The 13,448-nt window shown below is 72.9% G+C and carries 12 protein-coding genes; 9 read left to right on the top strand and 3 right to left on the bottom strand.

Translation table 11 applies throughout. The features are described 5' to 3' along the window. Positions 1 to 68 precede the first annotated feature (68 nt). Positions 69 to 725 (top strand): TIGR03086 family metal-binding protein, encoded by a 657-nt coding sequence (locus ESG85_RS02110; protein ID WP_128976285.1) that lies wholly within the window; start codon positions 69 to 71, stop codon positions 723 to 725. A 72-nt stretch (positions 726 to 797) separates the two neighbouring features. On the opposite strand, the gene ESG85_RS02115 is transcribed toward ESG85_RS02110, so the two are convergent. Further along, positions 798 to 1,049, bottom strand: coding sequence for a hypothetical protein (locus ESG85_RS02115; RefSeq protein WP_128976286.1), 252 nt, complete (start codon positions 1,047 to 1,049; stop codon positions 798 to 800). 337 nt (positions 1,050 to 1,386) lie between these two features. On the opposite strand from ESG85_RS02115, the gene ESG85_RS02120 reads away from it, so the two are divergent. Then, positions 1,387 to 2,274: an ABC transporter substrate-binding protein gene (locus ESG85_RS02120; protein ID WP_246094773.1), complete on the top strand. Its 888-nt coding sequence runs from the start codon at positions 1,387 to 1,389 to the stop codon at positions 2,272 to 2,274. A 204-nt stretch (positions 2,275 to 2,478) separates the two neighbouring features. Here the strand turns inward: ESG85_RS02120 and ESG85_RS02125 are convergent, their stop codons facing one another. Beyond that, the gene (locus ESG85_RS02125) at positions 2,479 to 2,868 is read right to left on the bottom strand and encodes a MerR family transcriptional regulator (protein ID WP_128976321.1); all 390 of its coding nucleotides are present in this window, start codon (positions 2,866 to 2,868) and stop codon (positions 2,479 to 2,481) included. A 271-nt stretch (positions 2,869 to 3,139) separates the two neighbouring features. On the opposite strand from ESG85_RS02125, the gene ESG85_RS02130 reads away from it, so the two are divergent. Both ESG85_RS02130 and ESG85_RS35260 read left to right on the top strand, forming a co-directional pair. Then, positions 3,140 to 3,901: an SMODS-associated NUDIX domain-containing protein gene (locus ESG85_RS02130; RefSeq protein WP_128976287.1), complete on the top strand. Its 762-nt coding sequence runs from the start codon at positions 3,140 to 3,142 to the stop codon at positions 3,899 to 3,901. A 239-nt stretch (positions 3,902 to 4,140) separates the two neighbouring features. Beyond that, positions 4,141 to 7,263, top strand: a complete 3,123-nt coding sequence (locus ESG85_RS35260; RefSeq protein WP_181018938.1) for a phosphotransferase — start codon at positions 4,141 to 4,143, stop codon at positions 7,261 to 7,263. A 56-nt stretch (positions 7,264 to 7,319) separates the two neighbouring features. Here ESG85_RS35260 and ESG85_RS35625 read toward each other — a convergent pair whose 3' ends face one another. Further along, positions 7,320 to 7,757 (bottom strand): hypothetical protein, encoded by a 438-nt coding sequence (locus ESG85_RS35625; protein WP_246094774.1) that lies wholly within the window; start codon positions 7,755 to 7,757, stop codon positions 7,320 to 7,322. A gap of 717 nt (positions 7,758 to 8,474) precedes the next feature. On the opposite strand from ESG85_RS35625, the gene hemL reads away from it, so the two are divergent. The 5 genes from hemL (at position 8,475) to ESG85_RS02165 (ending at position 13,446) form a co-directional block, all read left to right on the top strand. Beyond that, on the top strand, positions 8,475 to 9,782 hold the full coding sequence (hemL, locus tag ESG85_RS02145) for a glutamate-1-semialdehyde 2,1-aminomutase (protein WP_128976289.1): 1,308 nt from the start codon (positions 8,475 to 8,477) through the stop codon (positions 9,780 to 9,782). Between the two features lie 50 nt (positions 9,783 to 9,832). Further along, a complete protein-coding gene (locus ESG85_RS02150) occupies positions 9,833 to 10,480 on the top strand; it encodes a histidine phosphatase family protein (RefSeq protein ID WP_128976322.1) in 648 nt (215 codons plus the stop codon). Between the two features lie 223 nt (positions 10,481 to 10,703). Continuing rightward, positions 10,704 to 11,972 (top strand): polysaccharide deacetylase family protein, encoded by a 1,269-nt coding sequence (locus ESG85_RS02155; protein ID WP_128976290.1) that lies wholly within the window; start codon positions 10,704 to 10,706, stop codon positions 11,970 to 11,972. A gap of 129 nt (positions 11,973 to 12,101) precedes the next feature. Beyond that, positions 12,102 to 12,707 (top strand): TlpA family protein disulfide reductase, encoded by a 606-nt coding sequence (locus ESG85_RS02160; RefSeq protein ID WP_128976291.1) that lies wholly within the window; start codon positions 12,102 to 12,104, stop codon positions 12,705 to 12,707. A gap of 1 nt (position 12,708) precedes the next feature. Then, positions 12,709 to 13,446: a cytochrome c biogenesis CcdA family protein gene (locus ESG85_RS02165; protein ID WP_128976292.1), complete on the top strand. Its 738-nt coding sequence runs from the start codon at positions 12,709 to 12,711 to the stop codon at positions 13,444 to 13,446. Positions 13,447 to 13,448 lie beyond the last annotated feature (2 nt).

Here is a 13,448-nt window from a genome sequence, read left to right on the forward strand (position 1 = left end):
CGACGGCCCGGCCGGCACTGGCGTGTTTCTTCAAGACCGGCGGTGGCGTCGCGCCTAGCGTCGGGACCATGACGACGTACGAAGACCAGCAGCAACAGCAACAGCAGCAACCGCGACAGGAGCAGCACCGCCCGGACCAGCGGGCGGAGTACCGCATCGCCCCTCTGCTCCGCTCCGCCGCCGCCCTCGCCGTGCCCGTCGTGCGGGACACGGCGGACGAGGAGCTCGGCGCGCCCACGCCCTGCGCCGAGTACGACGTGCGCGGGCTGCTCAACCACCTCTTCCGGGTCGTCGAGAACTTCCGGCTCCTCGCCGCCAAGCAGCCGTCCGACTTCTCCGGCGCCGACCCCGACCGGCTCGCCGGCCCGGAGTGGCGGAAGCGCTTCGAGGAGGAGACCGGACTGCTCGTCGACGCCTGGTCGGCACCCGGTGCGGAGGAGGGCACGACCGGTGCGATGGACCTGCCGGCGCGGACGGTCGGCGCGATGGTGCTGCTCGACCTGACCGTGCACGTCTGGGACCTGGCCCGGGCCACCGGCCGCGCCTACGAGCCGGACCCGGCGGTCGTGACGGCGCTGACCGGGGAGGTGGCCGGGATGGCACCGACGGCCCGCGCGATGGGCGTCTTCGGCGCCGAGGTGGAGCTGCCCGAGGGGGCCTCCGCGTTCGAACGGCTGCTCGCGGTGACGGGCCGCGACCCGCGGACCTGGGCGGCCGCCCTCTGACGAGCCCCAGGGCGACGGCCGCGCCACCACCGGCGGACGCCCGGCGATCAGCCGTGCCGCCGACGCCGCAGGTCACCACATCTGGCGCGGGCGGCCCGCCGCGCCCAGGGACAGGCGTGAGACGACCTGGCCGAACGCGTGCTCCTCGGCCGGCGTGAGCGCGACCGACTCCTGGGGGTGCCAGACCCGCTCCAGCGGGACGTCCGCGTGGTCGCGGCGGGCGCGGGTCCGCAGACCGAAGGCCACCCACGCGGCGGCGGAGACGGCCAGCAGGCCGAAGAGGGTGATCACTCGGGGGTCCGAGAACGGGCCGGGCACGGTCATGGCTGACTCCGGGGGTACCTGTCCGTACGGCGACGGCGACGGCGATCGTCCGGTCCGCCACGGCAGACGGCGGAGGTCCCGTCCGCCACGGCAGACGGCGGTGGCCCGGTCCGCCACGGCGGACGGCGGGTGACCCGCCCCCACGCCCGTACGGCGCTGACGATTCCTGCTGCTTCCTCCCGACCTGTTCACTCAACACCACCCCGGGGGTCTTCCGACAGGGGGAATCGGGGCCGGAGTCCCGTCCCGCGCCGCCGCGCAGGCCCTCTTGTGCGGGTCCGGGAAGCGCCTCAAGGTGGCGGGGACGGAGATTTCCGGCCGGGAGGGAGCTGCCGCGATGGCGGACGCAACGGGCACGGGCATGTCGGGTGGCGCGTCCGGGGGCACGGGCGGGTGGGAGTTCACGGACGACCGGGGCGCGGCGTCGTCCGCCGCGCGCCGGCCGGAGCGGGTGCTGGCGTACGTACGGGCCGGGGCGGCCCTGCTCGACCTGGGCGTGCGGCCGGTCGCGGTCTACGGCTCCGCACACGACGGCGAGCTGCCGGACCCGGTCAAGGCCGGCGGGCTGGCCGAGGCGGGCGTCCCGTACCTGGGGGCCGGTCGGGCCCTGGACGAGGCGCGGGTACGGGAACGGGCCGGCCGCGTGGACCTCGTGGTGGACGTGACGTACGACGGGAAGAGCCCGTACGCGCTGGACGAGGAGCTCGCCGGGCGGCTCGGGGTGCCGCTCGTGACGCTGTCCGTCGGCGGGGAGCACACGCTGTCGGAGGTCGTGGCGCGGTTCGGCGAGCTGGCGGGGGCCCTCGGGGCGGCGGGGACGGCGGGTGCGGCGACCGGGCGGATGGGCGACGCGGAGGCGGCGTTACGGGCCGCTGCCGGGCAGGCGGGGCTCGGTGTGCTGGCGCTGTCCGGCGCGGGGCCCGAGCAGGTGCACCTGGCGCGGCCGCACGCCTGGCCGGAGCTGGCGCGGCTGGCGGAGCTGGGCGTGCGGTTCGTGGATCCGGGCCCGGGGCCGGGCGCGAGCTGGCTGACCACGGACTGGGAGCACGCCGTCGGGCTCGCGCCGGGCCTGGTGCTCTTCGACAGCCGGGCCAACGCGGTGCCGCCGCAGGTGGTCCCGCCGGGCGCCCGGCTCGCGCCGTGGAACCCGGAGACACCGCCCAGCCCGGCCGCGTACGCCCGCTTCTTCCAGAACCTGACGGCGGCACTGGAGAACCAGCCGTAGGACCGGGCTCCACGGACCGCCCCGCCCCGGCCCGGCCGCGCCGCGCCACCGCCGGCCCCGCCGTTCTTCCGGCCGGGTCACTCCGGGCCTCCGGGCCTCCGGGCCTCCGGGCCTCCGGGCCTCCGGGCCTCCGGGCCTCCGGCCCACCCCGGCTCGGCCCGGCCGGGCCCCGCCCCCCGGCTCGCCCCGGCCCGCCCCGGCGGTCTACGGCACGCGTGCCCTCAGGGAGTCCGCGAACTCCTCGGCGCGGGCCAGCTGGGCGCGCAGTTCGGCGACGCGTCCGGCCGCGGCGCGTTCGTAGCCGCGGACGCGGGCGACGAGGGCGGTGCGGGTGTCGGGGTCGAGTTCGGCGGGGGTGCCGGGGCTGTCGGCGGCGAGGCGGTCGACGGCGTCGAGGAGTTCGCGGGTCTCGTCGAGGGTGAAGCCGAGCGGCTTCATCCGGCGGATCACCATCAGCCGGGCGACGTCCGCGTCCGTGTAGAGCGGGAAGCCGCCCTCGGACGCGGCGGACGGGACGACGAGGCCGCTGTCCTCGTACTGGCGGATGGTGCGCAGGGACAGTTCCGTCCGTGCCGCGACCTCGCCGATCTTCATGGCGCGGGGGCGCACGGTGTTCAGGATGTCGGGGCTCGCCACATCGGGTCCTTTCTCGGGATCTGCTGACACGCACTCCGTGCAGTACATCCGATTCGTCCTAACTTCAGCACTTATGAGCGCGAGAGCCGCGGTGAAACGCCTGCGGACCCTCCGGGCGCCCCCGATGGCGTCTCTTCCGGATCGCCCTGGCGCTCCTGCCGACCCGCGTACATTGGTGCGCTCGGGATGTGGCGTGGCGTGATGCGGTGTGTGACGGAGGGGGCGCCCCGTGGTCGAGAAGATCGTTGGCGGCATCGTCGTGGCTCTGCTGACCGGAGTGGGTCGGCTGTTGTGGCAGAACCGGAGGCATCTGACGCTGCTGCGGCTGCTGCTGACGCCGTTCGCGCGGGCGCGGGTGTCCGTGGCGGTGCTGCTGCGGGTCCACGAGGAGGACCACTACGTGCTGTTCTCCTCGGTCAACCGGCCCGGCGCGTTCGGCCCGCCCGGCGGTGTCGTGAAGTACCAGGAGTCGGCCAAGCGGTTCCTGGAGCGGCTCGGCTTCGAGCCGGAGGGGCGCAGCCGCGAGGTGATGCGGCACGACCTGCGCGGCTTCCTGGGCGCGCTGCGCGTCCTGGGCTTCGCCCGCTGGCTGTACAAGGAGGTGGACCGGGAGACCTCGGCCGACTGTCTGCGCCGTGAACTCGTCGAGGAACTGGGCGAGGTGGGACACGAGGAACTGGTCCCGTTGGCCCGGGAGGTCGGTTTTCGGTCAGTTCGGCGCGTCATCGACGGACCACTGAAGGTTCCGGGCGAGGCGTACCGGCAGATCCGTTTCTTCGAGGTGTACGACCTGGTCCTGGACAAGCCGGAGGCGACCCGGCTGCGCGAGGCGCTGCTCGCGCTCGCGGCGGACGCCGAGGCGGGGACGGTGATCGGCGCGAGCCGTGCCGAGATCACCCGCGGGCGGGCCGGGGTGAACGTCGTGCTGCCCCAGTCGGCCTTCCTGGCCGGGGAGAAGAGGTTCCGGGAGGACCTCGCGCCGGCATCCTGACGGCTGTCCGCGAGCCGGTCCGAGGGGCCCGTCCGGTGACCCCGCGCCGGGGCGCCGGACGGCCTGTGCGGCCTCCGGGGCGGCAACGGTCGCGTGGCGCAATGGCGCCTCCCGCGCCCGGTGGATCTGCGATAGATCCTTGCCAACGATCCGGCGTCGCGCGGACATCGCGGAGCACGCGGAGCGGGGGGTGCCCGTGGAGCACACCGAGCACACGGGGCTCGCGGCACGAAGGGGGCATGGCAATGGCGCCATACATCTCGGCGGACGATTTCGACCACTACTTAACGACGGTCGACGCGGCCATGAGGGAGGCGCTGGCCGCCGAGCCGCAGCTGTCCTCGGTCCTCGCCCGGTCGCGCACCGTCATGGCCGAGGCCGGACGGGAACTGCTCGAAGGCAATCTGGTCGGCCCTGCCTACAAGATCGCCAACACGGCGCTCGCCGTGGCGTCGGAGTACCTCATGCGGACCGACCCCGAGCGGGCGGGCGAGCTGTTCGAGCTCGCGATCCGGCTGTACAACTTCCGCAATCCGGAGAGGTACGCCCGGTCGATCGCCAAGTGCGAGGAGAACCTGGAGCAGCTGGGCCCCCGGCGGCCTGCCGCCGCCGCGCCCGCCCCCGCCCCCGCCCACGCCCCGGCTCCGACGCCCACCGCGGCCCCGCCGCACACCCCGGCCCGCGCGGCCGAGGCGCCGCAGCACTCCACCGCGCCGCAGCACTCCACCGCGTCACAGGACGCCTTCCCGCTGCCGCCCGCCGCGCAGGCCCCGCCGCTCCCGCAGCAGGCCTCGGCCCCGCCCGCGGCCCCCGCGGCCCGGCCGGCCCGGACGGCCTCACCGTCCTCGCCGTCGTCCTGGCGCCGCTCGCACGACGACTTCGGCGACGACGGCGACGGCGACGGGCCGGGGTCCCGCGACTACCGGCCCGTCACCTGGGCCCAGCTCCTGGAGGAGTGGCGGGCGGGCGGGGACGACGAGACGCCCGCCGACGACCTCTTCGGCGCCTTCGCCGAGCACGTCACCGGGATGATCGACCGGAACGCGCCGATGGCCGCCCGGCGGCTCGAGGAGATCCTCGACAAGGACCTGGCCCTGCTGCGCGAGCAGCTGACCGGCGTCTCCGTGCCGACCGAGGTCTACGGGCCGCTGCACGAGCGGGCCAAGGAGGTCCGGCAGCTCGCTTCCCGGGCCCTGCGCGTCTTCACCCGCGGCGGGACGGCGTACGACGGGCAGCGGATCCGGCTGCAGTGGCTGGCGACCGCGCTGCACAACCTGTCCCTGCGGGTGCACCTGCCGGAGAACGACCACCAGATCGTCGCCGACGTCCTCGGCTACCTCCAGACCCTCCAGGTGGAGCACCGCTACAACAACGACCGGCGCGAACTGCTCCTCGCCGTCTCGGAGGCGACGACGCTCGTCGCCGTCGGCGAACTGCAGGTGTACCACCTGCCGAAGATCGACTTCGCCTGCCGCTGGCTGCGGCACGCCGTGGGCATCCAGCTTCTCGTCGGCGGTCCCGAACCGGTCGAGCCCGGCGGGATGAAGCACCACCGGCGGGTCCAGAGCCAGGTCAACCCCGGCGGCTACGACAACCCCGACACGTGGGCGGGAGAGCTGCTGCGGCAGTGGGCGGTCGAGCCCGAGCGCTGGAACAGCATCGCCTTCATCCTGCTGCTGCTCTCCAACTGGAAGGCCGAAGGGCTCGAGCGGCTGCTCGCCGCCGTGTACTACTCCAAGCAGCACGAGGCGTCGAGCGGCCCGGAGACCAAGGACGAGGTCCAGGAGTTCTGGCGGGCGCGCGCCCTGGACATGCTCGGCGCCGCCCGCGGCGTCCGCGTCATCCGCAACGCGTGGGAGCCGGGAGCGGGGCAGGGCGCGTCGTCCACCTCGATGTCGCTGAGCGAGCGGGACTCCGTCGTGCTGCCCAGCCGGCTGCTCCAGGGCATGGCCGTCGAGCTGGCCCCGAAGACGAACGGCGCGGTGATGCAGGGCGCCCTGTTCGCGGACCGGCCGGTGCCGACCTTCCTCGCGTCCAACGTCTTCGGCCCCATCGGCGTCCTCAAGATCGACGAGGCCGCCAAGGTGCAGCGGGAGAAGCGGAACTTCGACGAGTACGGCGAGCTGCTGCACCCCGCCGTCCGGTCGAGCAAGTGCACGGTGTCCACCGCGACCGTCATCAACAGCACCAACGGCGGCCGCTACCAGGGCATCCTCACCTCGTACGTGTTCCGCAACCGCGACGAGCCCACCACGCTGCGCGCCTGGCTGGTCAAGACCGAGGACCTGGAGGACGAGGCGCTCCGCAAGGTCGTCAGGGAACTCCTCCTGGAGGCCCTCGGGCCGTGGCTGAGCAACGCCAGCCGCGCCATGGGCGACCTGCGGGGCGAGTACCCGGCGCTGCGGCCCGACGACTACGAGCGGACCGGCTACGCCCCGGGCAAGGACGCCGGCACGGAGCTGAAGCACTTCGAGGCGCCCGAGGTCGCCGGCGTCTTCGGCGTCCCGGGCGGGCTCGGCTGGCGGCCGCGCACCCTCGGGGCGCTGTTCGCGGGCTCCTCGTTCGCGGCCCACCCGTTGTTCACCGCACGCGACGCGGAACTGACCAACCCGCTGTGGCTGGTGGCGCACATCGCCGAGGTGGCCAGGGCGGGCGCCGACGCGGAGGCGCCGGCGGTGGGGGAGGACGAGGAGGACCCGTCCGAGCTGCTCGAGTGGCTGCTCTACAACCGCGACGAGGGCCTCACCACCCGCTCGTACCTCACCTGTGTCTCCCACGGCGACCTGCACTGCGAGAACGTCCTGGTCGGCGGCACCGGCCGGGAGGAACCCGACCTGTACCTCATCGACTTCGAGACCACCCACCGCGGCCACATCTGCAAGGACTTCGCCCGCTTCGAGTCCGCGCTGTGGTCCCGTACCTTCGCCTGGACGCCCGAGCAGCTGGCCGAGATCCGGCCGTGGTTCGCGGACGCGCTGAGCGGGGACGCGCTGTGGGACCCGGAGATCCCGGAGAAGGCCGATCCCGAGGTACGCCGGGTGCTGACCTGCGTGAAGCGGCTGCGGGCCATCCTCAAGGGCTGTGAGCAGCCGAACTGGGCGTTCAGCAGCCTCGAGTACCGCTGGGCCCTGTTCGCCTCGCTGCTGCCGTTCGCCCGCTACCGCGACCACGAGACGCCGACCAACCGCTTCCTGCCGTTCCTGCTCGCCGCCGAGCTGGCCGAGGGCATCGTCGACGACGCGCGCAGGGCCACCGGCGCGGCGACGCGGACGGACCGGACCGGCGGGACGCCCTCGGCGGTGGTCGTGACGAAGCGCGCGGACACCGACCCGGACGCCGACGCCGCCGAGTTCGTGGTGTAGCGCGTACGGCCCCGGAGACGGGGCGGGGAGGGGCGCCGGCCGGGACCCGGAACGGGCTACGGCCAGACCAGGCAGTACGGCTGGTGCCCCGCCTCGTGCAGCCGGTGGCTGAAGTCCTGCCACTCGTGCAGCAGCTGGTAGACGTTGAACGCGTCCTGCGGGCCGCCGCGGTCGGGGACCGTGGACCAGATGAAGGCGGCGGCGCCGACGGACTCCTCGCCGATGCCGCGGAGCGGGTCGACGACGGTCATCGGCAGCTTCACCACGGCGTAGTCGGGGTGCAGGACGACCAGCTCCAGCGGCGGGACCTTGTGGAGCGGCATGCCCTGGATGCCGGTCAGGACCATCGCGGCTATGGTCTCCGGCTTGATCTTGGTGAACATGCCGCCCATGCCGAGCTCGTCGCCGCCGAGCTCCTCGGGACGCATGGAGATCGGGACCTGGGCGGCCGTGGCGCTGTTGGGCGCGCCGAAGTACTTGTAGGTCACGCCCAAGCGGCTGCCCCCGTTTCCCGGCGTCGCCGGTCCCTCGACCGGGCCGGACTCGCGTGCCCGGGCGGCGCGCCGGGCCCGGGCCCGGCCGAGCCGTGACTCGTCCGCGACCGGACCGGCCGTCGGACCGGGGGCGGGGCTGGGCGCGGGACCGGACCCCGCGCCGGGGGTCGGGGCCTGGCTCGGGGCGCCCGCGACCGGGCCGTCAGGCTTGCGGGGGTCGGTGCCGCGGGGCTCGGTGCCGCGGGGCTCGGTGCCGCGTGGCTCGGCGCCCCGCGACTCGGGGCGTGCGTCGGGACGTGCGTCGGCGCCGCGTGCGTCGGCACGCGGCTCACCGCCCGTCCTCGGCTCGTTGGCCCTCGGCTCTTCCGTCCGCCGGCGCCGGTGCCTCCCCCTCCGGACAGGGTCGGGACCCAGGTCGTCAGTCCCCTCGCCCGGTCCGCCACCGCGATGCATATCTCCACCCGACTGCTGTTCCGGCCGCCGTCTCCGCGTGCGGCCCGATCATCGTGACAGTGACCTCCCCCACGGTCGTACGGTGAAACACCTGTCCGCAAGATCGCCGTGGCCTCTGACACCATGGATTCCGTGAGCCATCCTTATGACGCCCCAGTTTCGCAGACGCGACGGAGACACGCCCCGGCGTAGTCCACAGGGTGCCCACACCTTCCCCCCGTACTCGACGTCGTCCTCGCAGGTCAGGATCAGGTCAGGATCACAGTGCCGTATTCATACGAAGCCCCAGTCTCACAGACGCTTTTCGACCGCGCCTCCCTTGTGACGCCCGGCGGCGTGAACTCACCGGTGCGGGCCTTCCGGGCCGTGGGCGGAACGCCCCGGTTCATGGTGTCCGGTACCGGTCCGTACCTCACCGATGCCGACGGCCGCGAGTACGTCGACCTGGTCTGCTCGTGGGGACCGATGATCCTCGGCCACGCGCACCCCGAGGTGACCGCGGCGGTGCAGGCGGCGGTGGCGCGCGGGACCTCCTTCGGTACGCCCGGCGAGGGCGAGGTCGCGCTCGCCGAGGAGATCGTCGCGCGGATCGAGCCGGTCGAGCAGGTGCGCCTGGTGTCCAGCGGCACCGAGGCGACCATGTCCGCCATCCGGCTCGCCCGCGGCTTCACCGGCCGCGCCAAGGTGATCAAGTTTGCGGGCTGCTACCACGGTCACGTGGACGCGCTGCTGGCCGCGGCCGGCTCCGGCGTGGCCACCTTCGGCCTGCCCGACACGCCCGGCGTGACCGGGGCGCAGGCCGGCGACACCATCGTGCTGCCGTACAACGACCTGGAGGCGGTGCAGGAGGCCTTCCACCGGTACCCGGGGGAGATCGCCTGCGTGATCACCGAGGCCTCGCCGGGCAACATGGGCGTCGTGCCGCCGCTGCCGGGCTTCAACCAGGGTCTGAAGGACGCCTGCGCGAAGAACGGCGCGCTGTTCATCTCCGACGAGGTCATGACCGGTTTCCGCACCTCGCGGGCCGGCTGGTACGGCGTCGACGGCGTGAAGCCCGACCTGATGACCTTCGGCAAGGTCATGGGCGGCGGCTTCCCGGCCGCGGCCTTCGGCGGCCGTGCCGACGTCATGGGCCACCTCGCCCCGGCGGGCCCGGTCTACCAGGCCGGCACCCTCTCCGGTAACCCGGTCGCCACCGCCGCCGGCCTCGCGCAGCTGCGGCTGCTCGACGAGGCCGCGTACGAGAAGGTGAACGCGGTCTCGGCCGAGATCCAGGGCCTCGTCACGGACGCGCTGACGAAGGAGGGCGTGGCGCACCGCCTGCAGACCGCGTCCAACATGTTCTCCGTCTTCTTCACCTCCACCGAGGTGCGCGACTACGAGGACGCCAGGAAGCAGGAGGCCTTCCGCTTCAACGCGTTCTTCCACTCGATGCTCGCGGACGGCGTCTACCTGCCGCCGTCGGCGTTCGAGTCCTGGTTCGTGTCGGCCGCCCACGACGAGCGGGCCGTCGAGCGGGTCGCGGCCGCGCTGCCGGCCGCCGCCCGCGCCGCCGCGGAGGCCACCGCGTGAGCGCCGCGAACGGTGCGGCGGGCGCCGACGACATCACCGTCGTCCACCTGATGCGGCACGGCGAGGTGCACAACCCGGACGGCGTGCTCTACGGCCGCCGGGCCGGCTACCACCTCTCCGAGCTCGGCCGGCAGATGGCGGACCGGGTCGCCGAGCACCTCGCGGGCCGGGACGTCACCCATGTCGTGGCCTCCCCGCTGGAGCGGGCGCAGGAGACGGCCGCGCCGATCGCCAAGACCCACGGCCTGGACCTGGCCACGGACGGGCGGCTCATCGAGGCGGCGAACGTCTTCGAGGGCAAGACCTTCGGCGTCGGCGACGGCGCGCTGAAGAAGCCGGCCAACTGGAAGCACCTCACCAACCCCTTCAAGCCGTCCTGGGGCGAGCCGTACGTCGAGCAGGTCGTGCGCATGATGGGCGCGCTCGACGCGGCGAAGGACGCGGCGCGCGGCCACGAGGCGGTGTGCGTGAGCCACCAGCTGCCGATCTGGATCGTGCGCAGCTTCGTGGAGAAGCGCCGGCTGTGGCACGACCCGCGGCGCCGGCAGTGCACGCTCGCCTCGCTGACCACGTTCACGTACCGCGGCGACACGATCGTGTCGGTCGGGTACAGCGAGCCGGCCCTGGACCTCGTGCCGGTGCACCTGCGTGCGGGCGCGAAGCCGGTGAGGGGCAAGGCGAAGGCGTTCGGGGCCTGACCGACCGGGGCCCGCGCCCCGGTCGGCGGTCCTCCTGACGCCGGACCCCTGGACGCCGGGGTTCCCGGGGAGTAGATCTCAGGGCGGTCGGACGACGGCATGTCGTGCGACCGCCCTGAAATTTTTGTGCGAATTTCCGGGAACCTCCGTGTTCCTCCCGGCATCTCACCCATTGTCGGTTTGGATGACGTTCAGGTCATGTGTCAGCGCGAATGGGGATGTCATGCGCGGGATCAATCGAAGGAGTCTGCTCGGGGCGGGAGTTGGTGCCGCGGCGGCACTGGGTCTGGCCGCCTGTAGTGGTGGAAACCAGGACAAGCCCGGACGTTCCGGTCCCGGCAAGGGGGGTGACGTCACCGGCACGCCGGACGCCTCCGCCACTCCCGGCAAGGACGACGCCCGGCCCATCGGCGACGGTTCCACCGCCGACACCGGCAAGCAGCCCCACCAGCCCGACGCCCCCGTGCCGCTGGAGCCCGGCCAGACCCCGCCGCAGTTCGTGATCTTCTCCTGGGACGGCGCCGGCGAGGTCGGCAACGGCCTCTTCCCGCGCTTCCTCGAACTCGCGAAGAACCACGACGCCGCGATGACCTTCTTCCTCTCCGGGCTCTACCTCCTGCCCGAGTCGAAGAAGAGCCTCTACCGACCGCCGAACAACCGCGTCGGGGCCTCCGACATCGGCTACCTCACCGACGACCACATCAAGGACACCCTGAAGTACGTCCGCCAGGCCTGGCTCGAGGGCCACGAGATCGGCACCCACTTCAACGGCCACTTCTGCGGCGGCTCCGGCTCCGTCGCCAACTGGACCCCGGCCGACTGGCAGAACGAGATCGACCAGGCCGTCGGCTTCGTCACCCAGTGGAAGACCCACAGCGGCTGGACCGATCTCGACCCGCTGCCCTTCGACTACACCAAGGAGCTCGTCGGCGGCCGCACGCCGTGCCTGCTCGGCCAGGACAACCTGCTCCCCACCGCCAAGCGCCTCGGCTGGCGTTACGACGCCAGCTCGCCCGGCGGCCGGCAGACGTGGCCCGTCAAGCGCGGCGGCCTGTGGGACCTGCCCCTCCAGGCCGTACCGTTCCCCGGCCACTCCTTCGAGGTCCTGTCCATGGACTACAACATGCTCGCCAACCAGTCGAAGAACACGACCAAGGGCGTGCCCTCCCGCTATCCCGGCTGGCGCAAGCAGGCCACCGAGGCCTATCTGTCCGGCTTCCGGCGCGCGTACGAGACCAACCGGGCCCCCTTCTTCGTCGGCAACCACTTCGAGCAGTGGAACGGCGGCATCTACATGGACGCCGTCGAGGAGGCCCTGAAGGGAATGGCCGGAAAGAAGGACGTGCGACTCGTCTCCTTCCGGCAGTTCGTCGACTGGCTGGACGTCCAGGACCCGAAGATCCTCGCCAAGCTGCGTACCCTGGGGGTCGGCCAGTCCCCGGCGGGCGGCTGGAGCGCATTCCTCCGCCCGACCGCGAGCCCGACCGCGTAGCCCGGCCGCGCAGTCCGGCCGCGCAGCGCGGCCCCGTCCCGCCCGGCTTAGACGATCTTGACAAGGGGCGTTACGGGCACGTAGTGGGGGTGCCCAAGATCGGCGAAACGCCCATGCGAAACTTTTCACATGAGCCTCAGCCATGCCCCTCGTCGCACCCTGCCGGCGGTCGCCCTCGTGGCCGCCGCGCTGGTGCTGACCGCATGCAGCTCCGACTCCAAGGGCAAGTCGGGCGGCGGCGGCGACACCAACTTCGTGACCAACACGGGGGGTATCGCCACCGTCGCCAAGGGCGAGCGCAAGCCGGTGAACGAGCTCGCCGGGGAGACGCTCGACGGCAAGCGGCTCGACGTCGCGGGCTTCAAGGGCAAGGTCGTCGTCCTCAACGTCTGGGGCTCCTGGTGCGCGCCGTGCCGGGCCGAGGCGCCGCACTTCGCGAAGGTCTCCGAGGAGTACCGGGCCAAGGGCGTGGAGTTCGTCGGGATCAACACCCGCGACTTCCAGAAGTCGAACGCCGTCAACTTCGAGTCGGACTACGGCATCACCTACCCGAGCCTGTACGACCCGGCCGGGAAGCTCATCCTCGGCGGATTCCCGAAGGGCTCCCTGCCGCCCCAGGCCATCCCCTCCACCATCGTCCTCGACAAGCAGGGGAAGATCGCCGCGCGCTCCCTGATGGCGCTCGACGAGGCCAGGCTGAAGTCCGTGATCGACCCGCTGGTCGCGGAGAAGTGACGTGAACGAGACGGTCTTCAGCGGAGCGCTCCTCCTGGCGGTCCCCATCGCCGTGCTCGGAGGACTCGTCTCCTTCTTCTCGCCCTGCGTGCTGCCCCTCGTCCCCGGCTACCTCAGTTACGTGACCGGGGTCACCGGCACCGACCTGGCCGAGGCCCGGCGCGGCCGGATGGCGAGCGGGGCCGCGCTGTTCGTACTCGGCTTCACCGTCGTGTTCGTCTCCGGCGGCGCCCTGTTCGGCGGTTTCGGCGGCGCCCTCCAGATGCACCGCGAGGTCATCTCCAAGGTGCTCGGCGCCCTCACCATCCTCCTCGGCGCCTTCTTCATGGGCGCCATGCCCGGGCTGACCCGCCGCGAGTTCCGCTTCCACAAGCGCCCCGTGGCCGGCCTCCTCGGCGCCCCCATGCTGGGCGTGCTGTTCGGCCTCGGCTGGGTCCCCTGCATCGGCCCCACCCTGGCCGCCGTCCTGGCCCTCGCCTCCAACGAGGCCAGCGCGGGCCGCGGCGCGCTCCTGACCGTCGCCTACTGTGTGGGCCTCGGTCTGCCGTTCATCCTCACCGCCATCGCCTTCCGGCGGGCGCTCGGTGCCTTCGGCTGGGTGAAGCGGCACTATGTCTGGGTCATGCGCACCGGCGGCATCATGCTGATCGTCACCGGACTCCTGCTCGTCACCGGGGCCTGGGACGGGATCGTCTCCACGATGCAGTCCTGGGCGGCCGACTTCACTCCGGGGATCTGATC

Origin of the sequence: Streptomyces roseicoloratus, assembly GCF_004117935.1 — a bacterium.
Classification (GTDB): Bacteria; Actinomycetota; Actinomycetes; order Streptomycetales; family Streptomycetaceae; genus Streptomyces; species Streptomyces roseicoloratus.

Coding starts and splice junctions, on each gene's coding strand:
- ESG85_RS02120 (WP_246094773.1), top strand. CDS start 1,387: ATGGCGGACGCAACGGGCACGGGCATGTCGGGTGGCGCGTCCGGGGGC.
- ESG85_RS02155 (WP_128976290.1), top strand. CDS start 10,704: ATGCGCGGGATCAATCGAAGGAGTCTGCTCGGGGCGGGAGTTGGTGCC.
- ESG85_RS02115 (WP_128976286.1), bottom strand. CDS start 1,049: ATGACCGTGCCCGGCCCGTTCTCGGACCCCCGAGTGATCACCCTCTTC.
- ESG85_RS02110 (WP_128976285.1), top strand. CDS start 69: ATGACGACGTACGAAGACCAGCAGCAACAGCAACAGCAGCAACCGCGA.
- ESG85_RS02150 (WP_128976322.1), top strand. CDS start 9,833: ATGCGGCACGGCGAGGTGCACAACCCGGACGGCGTGCTCTACGGCCGC.
- ESG85_RS02160 (WP_128976291.1), top strand. CDS start 12,102: ATGAGCCTCAGCCATGCCCCTCGTCGCACCCTGCCGGCGGTCGCCCTC.
- ESG85_RS35260 (WP_181018938.1), top strand. CDS start 4,141: ATGGCAATGGCGCCATACATCTCGGCGGACGATTTCGACCACTACTTA.
- ESG85_RS02125 (WP_128976321.1), bottom strand. CDS start 2,868: ATGAAGATCGGCGAGGTCGCGGCACGGACGGAACTGTCCCTGCGCACC.